The organism is Novosphingobium sp. TK71 (assembly GCF_055361505.1).
Genome location: NZ_JBSZKA010000001.1, coordinates 2010811 through 2026166 on the forward strand (window position 1 = coordinate 2010811; position 15356 = coordinate 2026166).

The following is a 15356-nucleotide window of genomic DNA, read 5'->3' on the forward strand; positions in this document are numbered from 1 at the left end:
TGGTCAGAAGCGCAGGGCGCTGAGCGTTCGGAAGCTCTGGGTGATGTCGGGCAGGTAAGGCGCGGGGGACTGATCGTTCTCGACATAGAAATGCCGTGCTCCGGCAAGCCCGTTCAGCTTGAAGATGCTGGCGAAGTCGATCGTTCCGGCGCCGACGGATGTCATGCTCCGGTCCGCGCGCATATCCTTCACATGATAGGCATAGACACGTCCGGCAAGGCTGCGGATCAGCGCCTGCGGATCCTGCCCCGCATAGATGGCCCAGTAGAGATCGAGCTCGATCTTGACGTGCGCGGGATTGCAGGCCTTTACCAGCCGGTCGAACAGGCTGATGCCGTCCGGTTTGACGGTGAATTCGAAGTCGTGGTTGTGATAGGCGAAGCCCAGACCCGCCGCTTTCAGTTTTTCGCCGATGCGGTTGATATTGGCGGTTGCGGCGTCCCAGGCGGGGCCGTTGCGGTGCTTGTCGACCATGTAGGGCAAGACGATCGTGTCGGCGCCCAGCGTTCTGGCCATGGTCAGGCTGGCGTCGAAATTGTCCATCAGCGCGTCATAGCCGACATGGATCGAAGGGCTCTTCAGGCCGAGCCTGTCCATGGTCCTGCGAAGCAGCGCGTGGTCCATGGTATCGTAACCGCCGCCGCCATATTCGACTTCGCGATAGCCGATCTTCGCGACCGTTTCGAGCGTGGCGACCGGATCGGCGGCGAAGAGTTCGCGCACGGTGTAGAGTTGCAGCCCGATGCTGCGCAGCTGCGCGGCGCGAGCGAGGCCGGCGAGGAAGGGCTGGCTTGCGAGCGCGGCGAGGCCGCCGGCACCCAGCATCACGGAACGACGGTTCATGATCATGCGGAATAGACCTTGTTGACCTGTGAATAGGGGAAAGCGCCGTTGTATTCGCCCGGAACAGGCAGATACTCGCGCTCCTGCGTGATACCGATTTCAGAGGTGTAATAGCCTACGACCACCATCTGTCGGAACGGCTTGAAGAACAGGACGCCGTCGGGAAGCTGGTCGTTCATGGCCAGCGTCAGCAGCGCGTCCTGTTGCTCCGGCGTGGCCTGCACCGCGGGCAGCCCGTAATCCTGCCGGCTGCGTGCATCGATTTCCGCCAGGCCGGAAAGGATCGGGTCGCGATCTTCGGCGAAGGCCCAGTCGGCCAGCAGCTTCTCGATATAAAGGGGAACGCCTGCGGCGATGGCGCCGGGGGTGTCGGTCGCCGGGATGATCCGTTCGCTCAGCGCGGTCATCAGCGCACGTTGTTCGGGCGTGAAGACCTGGATGCTGGGAGCGCCCTGATCGATCGCCGGAATGCTGGCTGCCGATGCGATTCCTGCCGCGCGGGCGAGCGGGGCGAACAGCTGGGCTCCGAACATGGCGACCATGCCGGCAAGCGCGTTTCTGCGATCCATTATCGTGCTGCCCCTTTCAGGTCCTGTGCGATGGCCTCTTCCGGCAGGGGGCGTACCCAGATGTTGCGGAAGGAAACGGGGGAATCGTGATCCTGCAACTGGATCGGGGCCTTGTCGCCATGCGCTTCATACTGCGCGACCTTGCGCCATGCCGTGGTGCCCAGCATGGCCTGATGATTCTGCACCAGAACGCCGTTCAGCAGCACCGTGACATAGGCCGGGCGCTGCAGGCCGCCGTTCGCATCGAAGCGCGGGCGCTCGAACACGATGTCGTAGCTTTGCCATTCTCCCGGCGGGCGGGACGGGTTAACCAGCGGCGGCTTCCACGCATAGACCGCGCCCACGGCGCCATCGGCGTATGTCGGGTTTTGAAAGCTGTCGAGAATCTGGACCTCGTAGCGCTGCATGAACCAGATTCCGCTGTTGCCGCGGTTCTGGGAACTCTTCTGCGGCGGGTTGGGGGAGCGGAATTCGAGATGCAATTGCACGTCGCCGAATTCCTGCCGGGTGACGAGATTGTTCTCGCCCCCGCTCTGGGCGCGGGGCGGGACCGTCATCACGCCCTTCTCCACAGTCCAGGGACCGCGTTCGCCGCGCCAGGCATCGAGCGAAGTGCCCGAGAACAGGACGACGGCATCAGACGGCGCGCCGCCCAAAGCGGCAGCGGGCACGACTGCGGGCGGAGCCGGCCGATCGGGATCGTGGACATGCCAGTTGCCTCCCGGCAGGATCGGCGTGTCCCTGAAGCCCGGCTTGTCCTCTGCGTGAACGAGCGTACCGGCCAGGATGGTTCCCGCCATGAGCACGCCGATCGGGATGTACTTCATCCTCTCGCTCCCTGTTTATGGTCTGTCGATGGCCCGATAGGCGGCGATCAGTCGGTCTTCGCCCTCTCGCCCGGCTACGGAGTTGCCATGCTCCATGCCGATCACGCCGGTATAGCTATGGGCGCGCAGCCAGCGCACGATGTTGGCGAAGTTGATTTCGCCGGTTCCGGGTTCCTTGCGGCCGGGATTGTCGCCGAACTGGATATAGCCGATCTCGGCCCAGCAGGCGTCCAGCGTCGGGATCAGGTTCCCGGACTGGATCTGCTCGTGATAGATATCGGCCAGGATCTTGACGCCCGGACTGTCGGCACCGCGCGCGACGGCATAGCCTTGGGCGATGGACTGCATGAAGACGCCGGGATGGTTGGTGCGCGTATTGAGCGGCTCCATCACCAGCGTCAGCCCGTGCGGCGCGACTATGTCTCCGGCGCGGCGCATGCAATCGATGATCCGCCCGGTCTGGATGGCTTCCGGCACCTTGCGGTCCATGAAGCCGGTAACGACCGTCATGTGCCGGGCACCCAGCCGCTTTGCGACCTCTACGGAGGTTCGGATATCGGCCAGGAAGGCGTCCCGGTCGGCATCGTCGTTGCTGCCCAGTACCGGCCGGAAATCGGCCCACTTCGGCATGCTGGCGACGAAGACGCCCATGGTCATCCCGCGCTGCGAAAGCGCGCGGGCCATGGCTTCCTGTTGTTCGACCGGCCGCTTGCGCGCCTCGTTGTCCTCCCAGGCGCGGAAACCCTGGTCGGCTGCGAAGGCGATCTGTTCCAGCAGGCCGCCCCGGCTGGCGAAGCTGCCTTCATGCGGGGCGTAGCCGAGCGAGAAACGGGCGGCGTTCGATCCGCCTGTGCCTGCGGCTGCCGAAATCGCCGGAACTGCCGCCGCGACCAGTCCGGAGGCGATCGCCGTGCGCCTCGTCATCGTCATGCCACGCCCTCCGCGATGCGATCCGTTCGGCGCCCGGCGCGCCGTTCGGCCAGCCAGATGGCGCCGAATACCAGCAGCAGCGCCAGCGGCACGAAAGTCAGCCGGGCGAACGACTGGGACGCTGCGGCATCTTCCACGGCGCGCAGCGCGGCGCCGCTCAACCGTGTGAAGGCTTCCGGCCCGCCCGCAATCTCGACTTTCGCCTGATCGAACATTTCGCCAAGGCGCGGCAGCACGAAGAAGCTGGCCAGCGCGCCGGCCGATCCGACCAGACCCAGCGCCCAGGAGTCGCCGCGCGGATAGCGTTCGGCGACGGACGCCAGCATCGTCGGCCACATGGCGCAAACGCCCAGGCCCCAGACCGTCGAAGCCATGATCGCGGAAACCGGTGACTGGGCCTGCGAAAGCAGGAACAGGCCGATCGCGGCAAGGAGGCTCGACATCCAGAGCAGGCCGGGATTGGACAGGCGGCCCGCGATCCGCCCGGCGAAATGGCGGAACACGAACATCAGCGCGCTGACGTAGACGAGCAGCAGGATGCCCCGCATCCCCACCCGGTTGCTGAGCGCAACGTCGATCCACTGGCCGGGCGCCAGTTCGGAGGAGGCGGTGAGGAACATGGCTCCGAACCAGACGAAGAAGCTGGGACGGCGGACGACTTCCAGCATCATGTCCTTCATCGCCCGGTCGCCGGTTGCCGCAGGAGGATCGGGAAACCGGGTCGTCGCGCCAATCAGGATCACGCCGATGGCAGGCAGATAGACCAGCGCCATGATCGCCTGCCAGGGCATCAGCGGCGCCAGGAACACGCCTGCAAGTCCGCCGACGATCAATCCGCCCGGATACCACGCGTGCAGTACGTTCAGGCGATGGGTCGTGTCTTCGGGATAGAGCCGCGCCGTCAGCGGATTGATCGAGGCTTCGGCAAAGCCCCAGCCGATGCCGCTCAGCAACATGCCCAGCCAGACCAGATGATAGATGGCCATGCCGGTGGCGAACAGGCCCGCGCTTACGATCAGCGAGGTGCCGATCAGGAAGGCCACCCCGCAGCCGATCAGGACGCGGCGGATGCCCACCCTGTCCAGCACGGCGCTGACGACGAACACGGTGATGGAAAAGCCGAGGAAAGCGGAGCCGAGCGCCGCACCGATCATTTCTCCCGCCGCGATCGGCGCGATGGGATCGATCCACTCCCCTTTCAGGCTGCTCGCCACCGCGGCGCGCAGGGATGCGCTCATCGACGCGGTGAAGAGCGCCAGAACGCTCAGCCAGAATAGCCTTTGCCGGTTTATGCCCGTCATGCCCGCTCCTCTTCCCTGTCCCCGTCTGATTTCTGTTATCGGGTTCGTGCTTGCCGCTCCGTCAGGTCAGGCCCAACCAGCGGCGATTGTTGGCGGGGTCTCCGCCTCCTGCGAAATCGTCGAATGCCCGTTCCGGCCTGCGGATCATGTGCGCCTCGATGAAAGGCGCGCCTTCGCGCGCGCCGTCTTCGGGATGCTTGAGGCAGCATTCCCATTCCAGCACGGCCCAGCCTTCGTATCCATACTGGGTCAGGCGCGAGAAAATGCCGGTAAAGTCGACCTGGCCGTCGCCCAGCGAACGGAAGCGGCCGGGGCGATCGACCCAGTCGGCATAGCCCCCGTACACGCCCGCCCGTCCGGTGGGATTGAACTCCGCATCCTTCACATGGAACATCTTGATGCGGTCATGATAGATGTCGATGAACTGGAGGTAGTCCATCGCCTGAAGCACGAAATGGCTCGGGTCGTAGAGAATATTGGCGCGAGGATGATCGCCGACCGCGTCCAGGAACCGCTCGAAGGTCAGGCCGTCGTGCAGGTCTTCGCCGGGATGCAGTTCGTAGCAGAGATCGACACCTTCCGCGTCGAAGGCATCCAGGATCGGCCGCCAGCGTCGGCCCAGTTCCGCGAAGGCTTCCTCCACCAGTCCGGCAGGGCGCTGGGGCCAGGGATAGACGAAGGGCCAGGCCAGCGCCCCGGAAAAGGTCGCATGCGAAGTCAGCCCCAGACGGCGGCTGGCCTTGGCCGCCAGCTTCAGTTGATCCACAGCCCAGGCCTGCCGCTCGGCCGGCCGGCCGCGCAATTCGGCCGGAGCGAAATTGTCGAACGCCGCATCGTAAGCGGGGTGAACGGCCACCAGCTGGCCCTGCAGATGGGTGGACAGTTCCGTGATCTCGACCCCTGCCTCCCGGCAGCGCCCGGTCAGTTCGTCGCAATAATCCTGGCTTTCCGCAGCCAGGACGAGATCCATGCAGCGGGGATCGTTGCTGGGCACCTGAATGCCCTTGTAACCGGCCTCGGCCATCCACCGCGCCGCATTGTCCAAAGTGTCGAAAGGGGCATCGCCCATGAACTGCGCCAGGAAAACCGCCGGACCCCGCATGGGCTTTTGCCTTGCCACTTCAGATTTTCCGATCATTTCAGGGTTTTGAGATAAGCGATGATCGCGGCCCGCTTGGCCGGATCGGGAGTGGCGATCGGCATGCGCGTGCCGGGCACTTTCTTGGTCGGTGCTGTCAGGAAGGCATCGAGGCTTTGATCGTCCCAACGCAGCTTCGAACCCTTGAGTGCGGGCGAGTAGTTGAACCCGGCCACCGATGCCGCAGGTCTGCCCGCAACGCCGTTCAGATTGGGGCCGACGCCGTTCTTGCCGCCTTTGTCCACGCTGTGGCAGGCACGGCATGTGTTGAACGCGGCAGGCACCGACTGCGCCATGCCCGGCGTGGCCGGAATTGCCGCCGCCATGGCGATAGCTGCCAGGCTGAGGTTTGCTGTCATGCGCATCCTCGACTCTCCATCTTATTCTTATTGCCATACGTTTACCGGTAAATCATACCAGATCAAGGCCTGAAATCATGGCCCTGCTACAAGCACGGAAAAGGAGGAGAGGAGATGACGACAAGACCCCTGCGTCTCGCGATGGTCGGAGGCGGCGAAGGTGCTTTCATCGGCGCCATCCACCGGGCCGCCGCCGCACTCGACGGAGACTGGCGGCTTGTGGCCGGTGCGTTCAGCAGCGATGCGGATCGCAACCGCCGCTCCGGCGAAATGCTGGCGATCGCGCCGGACCGTACATATGCCTCGCTCGACGCGTTGCTCCTGGCGGAAGCGGCGCTGCCTGTCGGCGTGCGCGTGGATGCGGTGGCGGTCGTTACGCCCAACCATCTGCACGCCCCCATGGCGATCGCCGCGCTCGATGCGGGCTTCCATGTCTTCTGTGAAAAGCCGATGGCGCTCAATCTGGACGAGGCGCGTCTGATCGCGCAGGCGGCGGCGCGATCGGGTCGCCAGTTTGGCCTCGCCTTCACGTACAGCGGCTATCCCCTGGTCGAAGAGGCGCGTGCCCGCGTGGCGCGCGGCGATTTCGGCAAGATCCGGCTGGTGCAGGTCGAATACTCGCAAGGCTGGCTCAGCCGTCCGGTCGACCGGGAGGGCAACAAGCAGGCGGAATGGCGGACCGATCCCGCACGGGCCGGGCTTGGCGGGTGCCTCGGCGATATCGGCACGCACGCATTCCATCTGGCTGAACATGTTTCGGGGCTGCGGGTGCAGGAACTCTGCGCCGATCTTGCCACCCACGTTCCCGGAAGGCGGCTGGACGACGACGTCAGCGTGCTGTTGCGGCTGGACGGCGGGGCGCGCGGCATACTCAGGGCGACCCAGGTGGCCGCCGGCGACGAGAACGGGCTGAGCCTGCGCATCCATGGGGAACTCGGCGGTCTGGAATGGAACCAGATGGAACCCAATACACTGACCTTGCGCTGGCTGGACCGCCCGGCCGAAACCGTCCGCGCCGCCGGTCCGGGACTGGCGGCTTCAACCCTGCACCGGCTGCGCACCCCCGCAGGACATCCGGAAGGCTATATCGAAGCCTTCGCCAACCTCTATCGCGCCTTCGCCAACCGGATTTCGGACGGGGCCGACGAGCCCGACGGGCCAGACGCGTTCCCTTCGATCGAGGCCGGCTTGCGGACAATGGCCTTCGTAGAGACCGTCATCTCGAACGACGCATCCGATACGAAATGGACGAAACTTGCGACCTAGTTCGGCAGACGGCTGGTCGTGCTCCAGAACGTCACCACGTCGTGCAGGGCCTCGGCATATTTGCGGCCGTTGAAGGGCTTGACCACGTAACAGCTCGCGTGGCGTTCATAGCATTCGCGGATGTCCGTGGGGGATTCCGAAGAAGTGAACATCACCACGGGAATATGGCGCAGCCGATCGTCCGCCTTGACTGCGGCGAGCAGTTCCTTGCCGTCCATCCGGGGCATGTTGATATCCAGCAGGATCAACTGCGGGATCGGCGGGGCCGGCGTGCCCGGCTCGTGACGAAGCAGGTCTAGCGCTTGCAGGCCATCATGGGCGATGGTGAGCGAGCAGGGGGGCTGCGCGGTCGACAGTGCGCGCTGCGTCATTTCCACGTCACCCTCATTGTCTTCCACGATCAGGATCTTAAACGGCTTCATGATTGCGGACCTCCTTGCATGGGAGCGTGAAGTAAAAGGTACTGCCCTGGCCCGGCACCGAGCTGAAATCGATATCGCCGCCGCAAAGCTGGATGAACTTGCGGCACGTGGACAGCCCGATGCCGGTGCCGGGATAATCCTCCTTGCGATGCAGGCGCTGGAAGATGGTGAAGATGCGCGTGCGGAAGTTCTCATCGATGCCGATGCCATTGTCCCTGACCGAGAAACGCCAGAGATTGCCCTGCCTGGCGGCGGCGATGGCGATTTCCGGCGGGTGGCTTCCATTCTGGAACTTGAGGGCATTGCCGATAAGGTTCTGGAGCAGAACCCGGGCGAGCGTGGAACTGGTTTCCACTCTCGGCAGGGATCCATATGTTACGCTGGCGCCGCTCTGCTGGATGGTGTCTTCGAACTCTGACAGGATTTCATCCACGATCGCTTCGAAATCCACGGTCTCCAGAAGAATGTCCTCGCGGCCGACGCGTGAAAACGTCAGGATATCGCTTATCATCTTCTGCATGCGGCGCGCATTGTCGAGAATGAAGTTCAGATACCGCTTGCCGCCTTCATCAAGGGTATGTTCCGAACTGTCGGCCAGCAACCCGGCAAAGGCGTTCATCATGCGCACCGGTTCCTGCATGTCGTGCGAGCAGATGTAGGCGAAGCGTTCCAGTTCCTCGTTAGACTGGGACAGGACCGCGTTCAGATGCATGATCTGTTCGCGTTGCACATAAAGGTCGAGGTAGACCTTGACCTTGCTCTTCAGGATATCGGGATTGATCGGCTTGAAAATATAATCGACCGCGCCGATCTCGGCGGCTTTCGAGGCGTACTTGTCCTCCTTGGAGATCGCCGTCACGAAAATGATCGGCACACCCGCCATGCTTTCGTGCTCCTGCATCAGCATGGCGGTTTCGAACCCGTCCATCTCGGGCATCTGCACGTCGAGCAGGACAATCGCAAAATCATGCCGCAGAACCAGCGAAAGCGCCTCGTTGCCCGATGTCGCCTTGAAGATTTCCGCTTCAAGGGGTTTCAGCACCTTCTCTGTGGCCAGTAGGTTCTCCCAGCGGTCGTCAACCAGCAGGATCTTCGGGCGGGCCTCCGCAATGGCAACCGGCCCGGTCTGCTGCGGTGCGCTCTTGAGGATCGCGGTTGTCATGTCGGGCTCCCGTCGTCTTGGTCTTTATTGTTATGAGGGGCTGTTCGTCCGCTGGCCGACAAGCCTGCCGAGCAGCGCGGCGATGTCGGACAAAGGGGTAATGTCGTCCACAGGCCCCGCATCCAGCGCGGCGCGCGGCATGAAGGGGGAGGCGGCTGTCGCCGGGTCCTGAACGATGGTGTGCCCGCCCTTGGAGCGGATATATTGCAAACCGCGCGCGCCGTCCTTGTTGGCGCCCGTGAGCAATACGCCGATCAGGCCCGCTCCGAAGGCATCGGCCGCCGTTTCGAAAAGGGGATCGATCGCCGGACGGCAGTAATTGACCTTCTCGTCGACGGAGAGGCTCAGGCTGCGATCGGATTCGATCAGCAAATGATAGCCGGCGGGAGCCAGATGCACGGTGCCGCGCCGGAAATCCGATTTGTCTTCCGCCTCGATAATGGCAAGCCTGCAGTCCCTTGCCAGGATATCGGCGAGATAGCCTTTCGAACTGGCGTCGATATGCTGGACCACCGCGATGCGCAGGTCGAACTGCTCCGGCAGTGCCGACAGCAGCAGTTTCAGCGCCTGAAGCCCCCCGGCGGACGCGCCCATGACCACAGCTTCGTAACGTGGTTCAGCCATGCGTGACCAGCCCGCGTTTCTTGTAGATCTTCTGGCGCCCGTCCAGGGCCTCATAGAGAGGTTTGACCTCCGAGAAGTTGAGGCTCTCCTTGGAACCGAGGCACAAGTAGGCTCCGTGGCGCAGCGATTTCGTAAACAGCCGCAGAACCTGTTCCTGAAGCGTCTTGTCGAAATATATCAGTACGTTGCGGCAGGTGATCAGGTTCATCTCGCCGAAGATGCCGTCAGTCACCAGGTTATGGTATGAGAAGGTGATCCGGTCGCGGAGGAAGCCCTTCATTCGCACAAAATCGTAGCTCGAACTGTAGTAGTCCGAGAAATCGGCGCGTCCGCCCGATTGTTGGTAATTGGCGGCATAGCCGGCCATGACACGTTCTGGGTAGATACCTTTTTCCGCGATATCGAGGGAGTTCTTGTTGAAGTCCGTGGCGTAAAGGCGGGTGCGTTCGAGATAGCCTTCCTCGTGCAGCAAGATGGCGAGCGAGTAGACCTCCTCGCCGGTGGCGCAGCCCGCGCACCAGATCTTGATGAAGGGAAAGGTCTTGAACACCGGGATCAGACGCTCGCGCATGGCCCGGTAGCATGGCGGATCCCGAAACATCTCCGTGACCGTGACGGACATGTAGCGCAGCAGCCGGTCGAAGAAGCCATCGTCATGCAGGACGCGGGCGAGAAGCTCGCTGAAGTTCGCAAGCCCGGCGGAACGCCGCGCCTGATCGAGCCGGCGGCGAAGCGAGGCGTGGGAATAATGCGTGAAGTCATAGCTCCAGCGGCGGCGGATGGCTTCGAGCAGCAGGGAAATCTCGATGGATTCGATATCCTCGCGCGGGACGGGCGCAGATGCGTTTGCCGCGCTACCGGGTTCCGGCGCGGCTTCTGCGGGTGATCCGAAGGGGGCGGCGGCCAGCGTCATGCCGCCTTCTCCTGACGGAACAGCCAGACCCGCAAGAGCGTCAGGAGCCGGTCAATGTCCACGGGCTTCATCATGTAGTCGTTGGCGCCGGCTTCCATGCAGCGATCGACTTCTTCGGGCATGGCGCGCGCGGTCAACGCGATGATCGGCAATTGCGCCCACTCGCGATTGCCGCGAATTTCCCGCATGGTCTGATAGCCGTCCATCACGGGCATCATGATGTCCATGATGACGAGTTCGATCTGATCGTTTTCCTTCAGCTTCTCCAGCGCCATTTGCCCATTGTCGGCGATGACCAGGTTGAGGCTGTGCTTCTTCAGCGCTCTCGACAGCGCGAAAGTGTTGCGCATGTCGTCATCGACAAGCAGCACGGTGCGGTTCTTGAGTGACTGGTCGGGATCGTGGTGCATGCGGATCAGGGCCTGCTGGTCGCGCGAGAGGCTTGCCTCGATGCTGTGCAGGAACAGCGTGACCTCATCCAGCAGGCGTTCCGATGAAGAGGCGCCCTTTATCACGATGCTCCCGGTATATCGGGCGAGATTGCGGTTTTCCTCTTCGGTAAGGTCGCGCGCGGTGTGGACGATAACGGGCGGCCGCCCATCTTCGCCAATCACGCCTTCCGCGAGTTTCAGCCATTCGAACCCGGTCATGTCCGGCAGGCTGAGGTCGAGGATCACGCAGTCGAACGCTTGCCGCTTCATCTGTTCGAACGCGCCGGAACCGGTTTCCGCTACGGTGATCTCGATATTCTTCTGGCCCAGCAGACGGCGGATGGCTGTTTGCGTCACGCGGTCGTCCTCGATCAGCAGGACATGCTTGATCTCGGCGCGCAGCATGGCCTCGATCCGGGTGAAGGCGGTGTCGATCTCTTCCTCGGCCACAGGCTTGGCAAGGAAACCCACCGCCCCCTTGCGCATGGGCGTGAACGGCTCGGCGTCGTCTGCGCCGGAAATGATGTGCACCGGGATATGGCGACTGTTCAGCGCGTGCTTCAACTGGTCGAGGACGTTCAGGCCATCGATATCGGGCAGCCGCAGGTCGAGCAGGATGGCTCTGACGGGATAGTCGGCGGCCAGGATGAGCCCGCTCTTGCCGTCTCCGGCGGCAAGCACCTTGTAACCCCGTTTGCGCGCCGTCTTCATCAGGGTCATGGCGAATTCGGGATCGTCCTCGATGATGAGAAGGACCCGATCTCCCGGTTTCAGCGACTGGCGGTCGTCGTCGAGAAACCGTGTCGCGGGGCCGCGTTCCGTGCCTTCGGGCAGGACGGTCTCGGGTTGTGCGGGTTTCGAGTGCCGGTCAGCCGTGGCCATGGATGTGCCTGCCTCGCCGAGCGGAAGGAACAGGGTGAAGGTCGATCCCTGCCCCTTGATGCTCCGCACGTGGATCTCCCCGCCCAGCACCTGTGCGAATTTGCGGGCGATGGTCAGGCCCAGCCCCGTGCCGCCATAGTGGCGATCGGTGGAGCCATCTTCCTGCTGGAAGGCCTCGAAGATATCCTTGAGCTTGCTCTCGCCAATGCCGATTCCGGTATCCGTCACCGAAAGCCCGATGGTCCGGGCCGGATCGAGATCGGCCCGCTGCAGGGCCACGCCTTTGGCGGCACGTTCCAGGGCCAGTGTGACCGAGCCTTGCTGCGTGAACTTGAACGCGTTGGACAGCAGGTTCTTCATGATCTGTTCGACGCGCTGGGCATCGGTATGGAGGCGTGCGGGCAGGGCGGGGTCGCACGCGATGTGGAAGGCCACGCCCTTGTCCCGCGCGACAGGCTCGAAGCTCTGGCTCAGATGGCTGACGATGGCATCGATGGGCGTGTCTTCGGCAATGATATGGATCTTGCCTGCCTCGACCTTGGACAAATCGAGGATATCGTTGATGAGGTTGAGCAGTTCCAGGCCGCCATTGTGGATGACCCGCGCCTCTTCAACCTGTTCGGCGGTCAGGTTGCCGGTTTCGTTGGCGGCGAGCCCGCGTGAGAGGATCAGCAGGGAATTGAGCGGCGTGCGCAGCTCATGGCTCATGTTGGCGAGGAACTCGGACTTGTATTTCGAGGATTGTTCGACCTCGCGTGCCTTTTCCTCGATCAGTCGCTTGGCTTCCTCCAGATCGCGCGCCTGTGCCCGTATACGCTCGTTCTGCTCTTCCAGCGCCCCTGTCTTTTCCTCAAGCTCCTCGTTGGACGCTTCAATTTCCTCGTTCGAGGCCTTGAGCTCCTCCTGCTGCATCTTGAGCTCTTCCTCGCGCTGTTCTAGCTCGCGCGTGTAAAGCCGCTGCTGTGCCAGCGACCGGGCGCGGCTGCGCTGATAGAGCCATACCGCCAGGACAATGGCGACGTAGGAAATCAGCGTGATGATGCCCATCAGCCATTTGTTGTGACCAAGGCTGGTGGCATCGACCTCCTGCCGCTGCCTCAGCAGGTGCTCTTCCTCGGTGGTCATGATGCTGAGCTGTTCGCGTACCCGCTCCATCAGGTACTTGCCGTGCGCCAGCGTGGCTTCGGCCACTTCCGCAGCGCCCGTCTGCTGGCCGTTCCGGAGGGTGCGTGCCCTTATGGTCGAGGCCAGATAGTCGAGCAGGGCCTGGCTTCGCAGGTCCAGCTCGTCGAGATTGGCCTGTTGGGAGGGATTGTCGGCCGTCAGGTGGCGCAGCAGGGCGAGTTCCTGCCGGATGGAGCGGCGTATCGGCGTGCGGGCGTCATCGAGCGGTGCGTTCCTGGCGTCTCGCAGGGCATCATGGTAGGTCTGGAGGAAGTCGGGATTGCCGGTCAGGAGATAGCCGGGCTGCCCGGTCTCGGCGTTTTCGTAAAGATCCCGCAAGAGTGAGATATGGCGGCGAACCGTATAAGTATGGTCCACCCAGTTTCGCGCGCGACTGAGGGTCGCGTCCTGGCTTACGAACATCAGCGCCGCGAACAGGAAGGCGGCGGTGATCACGCCGATCGCAATGGCCGTGGCATGGCGGGCGAACAGGTTTTCCCTTGGCGGCGCAGGCGTCATTCAGGGCTCCCGGATGCTGCGGGCCGCGTTATCGGGAACCGTTGCGGCCGGCTCATATGGAACGGAAAAAATCACAGCCTGCATTCGTGCGGCGTCCGGCTCCTCCCCGGGGCGCCCGCGCTCCGGTAACGAGCCTCCGATGATGGCCCGAAAACACACTTTATTGTCTAACGACGCCTTAGGTTTTGGTACGCAGTCGCCTGAACATGCGCCTCAGTCCGGGTGTCGGGGCTCGGCGAAGTTCAGTTCCAGTGCAACGCCATGCGGGTCCATGAGAAAGATCTGGGCAAGGCCGGGCGTGATGTGATCGGCTTCCGCATACTGGATGCCGGCACCATCAAGCCGGGCCTTCATCGCCGGCCGGTTGCTGCAACGAAGGGCAACGTGATCGATCGCGCCGGTGCTTGCGGTGTCTGCGGCTTTCTCCCGGAAGTGGATCACCGCATTGCCTTCGTCATCGTAGAGCCAGTGGGACCGGTTTCCCATGACGGCCGGCCCGGGCCTGTAGACCAGGCCAAGCGCACGTTCGTAGAATTGAGCCGAACTCTCAGGATCCATGGTCCTGATGTTAACATGGTCGATTCCCGCGATCCCCATCCCCAACTCCTTCCCGCGCGTCATTCCCTGATACGCTTTGGCGGCAAGATTACCGCCGCGAGGCGGGAGCGCCAGACCTCGGGGCGTGCGCGGTATGGATTGTCGTGATCGGTCAAGTCGCGATGGGAAATCGCGGCAATTGTCATCCCGAAGCCTGCCGTTGGACGGCATTCGCCGGCAAGCAGATCGAGCCGGCAATTGGGAGATATGGCGTGAGCGCAAGCGAAACCCCGGTCCGGATGGACATCAGCGACGTAGAGTGGCGCCTGGGGCACAAGGTCGGCGGTGGCGAACTGTAGGAGCCGTGCAACAAGACCGACATTCGCCGCTGGGTCATGGCGATGGACTATGTGAACCCGCTCCACTGGGACCAGCGGTTCGCCGCGCAGACGAAGTTCGGCGATATCATCGCGCCGCAATCGATCTGCGTCGCGCTCGACTATGGCCACGGCAACAACCAGGCCTGCGTCGGCCGGATCGACGGCCAGCACATGATCTTCGGCGGTGAGGAATGGTGGTGGTACGGCACCCATGTCCGCCCCGGAGACCATCTCAGCCATGAGCGCATCTTCACCGGCTACAAGCTGACCGATACCAAGTTTGCCGGGCCCACCCTGTTCCAGCGCGGCGATACGATCCACCGCAACCAGCGCGGCGATCTGATTGCGAAATCCTGCCCCACGGTGATCCGCTATCTGGCGAAGGAAGCCGAAAAGCGCGGCATGTATGCTTCCACCGCCGGTACCCCGCACAAGTGGACGGCAGCCGAACTGGACGAGATCGACAAGATCCGCCGCGACTGGTTCCTCTCGAACCGCGAAGGCAAGTCGCCGCATTTCGAGGAAGTGTCGGTGGGAGACAAGTTGCCCCGCCGCGTGATCGGTCCGCACTCCATCGCCAGCTTCACCACCGAGTATCGCGCCTTCATCTTCAACATCTGGGGCAGTTTCTACTGGCAGGGTGTGGAGGGTGTTCCCGATTGCTGGGTCAATCAGGACATGGGCTGGATAGACGGCTTTTCCTTCGACGAGGAAGGCGCGCTGACCGATCCGCGCCTGCGCGACGGGCTCTACCTCGGCCCATCGCGCGGACATATCGATGATGGCCGCGCCAGCGAGATCGGCATGCACCGCGCTTATGGCTACGGCGCGACGATGGCCGCCTGGAACACCGATTATCTGGCCTTCTGGGCGGGGCATGACGGCATGGTGCGCCACGCCAAGACCGAGTTCCGCGGTCCTGCCTTCGAGGGCGATGTCACGTACATCGAGGGCGAGGTGATCGAGAAGATCGAGAACTCGGAATGGGGCTTCCCGGTGGTTCGCATCGAGGTGCGCATGACCAACCAGGACGGCAAGATCGTGGTCACCGCGGTCAACGAAGTCCAGCTTCCGTACTGAGGGACGGAC

Annotated in this window: 14 protein-coding genes and 1 pseudogene; 2 read left to right on the top strand and 13 right to left on the bottom strand. The window is 63.1% G+C overall.

Annotated features, from left to right (window positions below):
- Positions 1 to 3 precede the first annotated feature (3 nt).
- From ACXJ16_RS24705 to ACXJ16_RS24735, 7 genes are all read right to left on the bottom strand, one after another.
- Positions 4 to 849 carry a sugar phosphate isomerase/epimerase family protein gene (locus ACXJ16_RS24705; protein WP_054438095.1) on the bottom strand — a complete coding sequence of 282 codons (846 nt, stop codon included), beginning with the start codon at positions 847 to 849 and terminating at the stop codon, positions 4 to 6.
- A complete protein-coding gene (locus tag ACXJ16_RS24710) occupies positions 846 to 1415 on the bottom strand; it encodes a gluconate 2-dehydrogenase subunit 3 family protein (RefSeq protein ID WP_054438093.1) in 570 nt (189 codons plus the stop codon). The genes ACXJ16_RS24705 and ACXJ16_RS24710 overlap by 4 nt, the downstream gene beginning before the upstream one ends.
- Positions 1412 to 2239 (bottom strand): 3-keto-disaccharide hydrolase, encoded by an 828-nt coding sequence (locus ACXJ16_RS24715; RefSeq protein WP_054438090.1) that lies wholly within the window; start codon positions 2237 to 2239, stop codon positions 1412 to 1414. The genes ACXJ16_RS24710 and ACXJ16_RS24715 overlap by 4 nt, the downstream gene beginning before the upstream one ends.
- Positions 2240 to 2254: 15 nt before the next feature.
- Positions 2255 to 3169 carry a hydroxypyruvate isomerase family protein gene (locus ACXJ16_RS24720; RefSeq protein ID WP_185999234.1) on the bottom strand — a complete coding sequence of 305 codons (915 nt, stop codon included), beginning with the start codon at positions 3167 to 3169 and terminating at the stop codon, positions 2255 to 2257.
- Positions 3166 to 4470: an MFS transporter gene (locus ACXJ16_RS24725; protein WP_054438086.1), complete on the bottom strand. Its 1305-nt coding sequence runs from the start codon at positions 4468 to 4470 to the stop codon at positions 3166 to 3168. Before ACXJ16_RS24725 ends, ACXJ16_RS24720 begins: the two co-directional genes overlap by 4 nt.
- 61 nt (positions 4471 to 4531) lie before the next feature.
- Positions 4532 to 5572: a sugar phosphate isomerase/epimerase family protein gene (locus ACXJ16_RS24730; RefSeq protein ID WP_185999235.1), complete on the bottom strand. Its 1041-nt coding sequence runs from the start codon at positions 5570 to 5572 to the stop codon at positions 4532 to 4534.
- 32 nt (positions 5573 to 5604) lie between these two features.
- A complete protein-coding gene (locus tag ACXJ16_RS24735; protein WP_186000067.1) occupies positions 5605 to 5967 on the bottom strand; it encodes a c-type cytochrome in 363 nt (120 codons plus the stop codon).
- Positions 5968 to 6081: 114 nt separating this feature from the next.
- Here ACXJ16_RS24735 and ACXJ16_RS24740 point away from each other — a divergent pair, with 114 nt between their 5' ends.
- A complete protein-coding gene (locus ACXJ16_RS24740; RefSeq protein WP_463922440.1) occupies positions 6082 to 7233 on the top strand; it encodes a Gfo/Idh/MocA family protein in 1152 nt (383 codons plus the stop codon).
- Here the strand turns inward: ACXJ16_RS24740 and ACXJ16_RS24745 are convergent.
- The 6 genes from ACXJ16_RS24745 to ACXJ16_RS24770 all read right to left on the bottom strand — a co-directional run bounded on the left by ACXJ16_RS24745 (position 7230) and on the right by ACXJ16_RS24770 (position 13947).
- Positions 7230 to 7655 carry a response regulator gene (locus ACXJ16_RS24745; protein ID WP_132469751.1) on the bottom strand — a complete coding sequence of 142 codons (426 nt, stop codon included), beginning with the start codon at positions 7653 to 7655 and terminating at the stop codon, positions 7230 to 7232. The genes ACXJ16_RS24740 and ACXJ16_RS24745 overlap by 4 nt on opposite strands.
- The gene (locus ACXJ16_RS24750; RefSeq protein ID WP_185999237.1) at positions 7642 to 8817 is read right to left on the bottom strand and encodes a sensor histidine kinase; all 1176 of its coding nucleotides are present in this window, start codon (positions 8815 to 8817) and stop codon (positions 7642 to 7644) included. Before ACXJ16_RS24750 ends, ACXJ16_RS24745 begins: the two co-directional genes overlap by 14 nt.
- Before the next feature lie 30 nt (positions 8818 to 8847).
- On the bottom strand, positions 8848 to 9441 hold the full coding sequence (locus ACXJ16_RS24755) for a chemotaxis protein CheB (protein WP_185999238.1): 594 nt from the start codon (positions 9439 to 9441) through the stop codon (positions 8848 to 8850).
- Positions 9434 to 10354, bottom strand: coding sequence for a CheR family methyltransferase (locus ACXJ16_RS24760; RefSeq protein ID WP_463922443.1), 921 nt, complete (start codon positions 10352 to 10354; stop codon positions 9434 to 9436). Before ACXJ16_RS24760 ends, ACXJ16_RS24755 begins: the two co-directional genes overlap by 8 nt.
- Complete coding sequence (locus tag ACXJ16_RS24765) at positions 10351 to 13350, bottom strand: response regulator (RefSeq protein WP_463922445.1); 3000 nt, start codon at positions 13348 to 13350, stop codon at positions 10351 to 10353. Before ACXJ16_RS24765 ends, ACXJ16_RS24760 begins: the two co-directional genes overlap by 4 nt.
- A 213-nt stretch (positions 13351 to 13563) precedes the next feature.
- On the bottom strand, positions 13564 to 13947 hold the full coding sequence (locus tag ACXJ16_RS24770) for a VOC family protein (protein WP_185999241.1): 384 nt from the start codon (positions 13945 to 13947) through the stop codon (positions 13564 to 13566).
- A gap of 239 nt (positions 13948 to 14186) precedes the next feature.
- On the opposite strand from ACXJ16_RS24770, the pseudogene ACXJ16_RS24775 reads away from it, so the two are divergent.
- Positions 14187 to 15347 (top strand): annotated as a pseudogene (locus tag ACXJ16_RS24775) (MaoC family dehydratase).
- The last annotated feature ends 9 nt before the right edge of the window (positions 15348 to 15356 follow it).

What these genes read in the sequence shown, in the direction of transcription:
- ACXJ16_RS24705 (WP_054438095.1), bottom strand. Translation starts at nt 849, where the DNA reads ATGATCATGAACCGTCGTTCCGTGATGCTGGGTGCCGGCGGCCTCGCC.
- ACXJ16_RS24715 (WP_054438090.1), bottom strand. Translation starts at nt 2,239, where the DNA reads ATGAAGTACATCCCGATCGGCGTGCTCATGGCGGGAACCATCCTGGCC.
- ACXJ16_RS24720 (WP_185999234.1), bottom strand. Translation starts at nt 3,169, where the DNA reads ATGACGATGACGAGGCGCACGGCGATCGCCTCCGGACTGGTCGCGGCG.
- ACXJ16_RS24725 (WP_054438086.1), bottom strand. Translation starts at nt 4,470, where the DNA reads ATGACGGGCATAAACCGGCAAAGGCTATTCTGGCTGAGCGTTCTGGCG.
- ACXJ16_RS24730 (WP_185999235.1), bottom strand. Translation starts at nt 5,572, where the DNA reads ATGCGGGGTCCGGCGGTTTTCCTGGCGCAGTTCATGGGCGATGCCCCT.
- ACXJ16_RS24735 (WP_186000067.1), bottom strand. Translation starts at nt 5,967, where the DNA reads ATGACAGCAAACCTCAGCCTGGCAGCTATCGCCATGGCGGCGGCAATT.
- ACXJ16_RS24740 (WP_463922440.1), top strand. Translation starts at nt 6,082, where the DNA reads ATGACGACAAGACCCCTGCGTCTCGCGATGGTCGGAGGCGGCGAAGGT.
- ACXJ16_RS24745 (WP_132469751.1), bottom strand. Translation starts at nt 7,655, where the DNA reads ATGAAGCCGTTTAAGATCCTGATCGTGGAAGACAATGAGGGTGACGTG.
- ACXJ16_RS24750 (WP_185999237.1), bottom strand. Translation starts at nt 8,817, where the DNA reads ATGACAACCGCGATCCTCAAGAGCGCACCGCAGCAGACCGGGCCGGTT.
- ACXJ16_RS24755 (WP_185999238.1), bottom strand. Translation starts at nt 9,441, where the DNA reads ATGGCTGAACCACGTTACGAAGCTGTGGTCATGGGCGCGTCCGCCGGG.
- ACXJ16_RS24760 (WP_463922443.1), bottom strand. Translation starts at nt 10,354, where the DNA reads ATGACGCTGGCCGCCGCCCCCTTCGGATCACCCGCAGAAGCCGCGCCG.
- ACXJ16_RS24765 (WP_463922445.1), bottom strand. Translation starts at nt 13,350, where the DNA reads ATGACGCCTGCGCCGCCAAGGGAAAACCTGTTCGCCCGCCATGCCACG.
- ACXJ16_RS24770 (WP_185999241.1), bottom strand. Translation starts at nt 13,947, where the DNA reads ATGGGGATCGCGGGAATCGACCATGTTAACATCAGGACCATGGATCCT.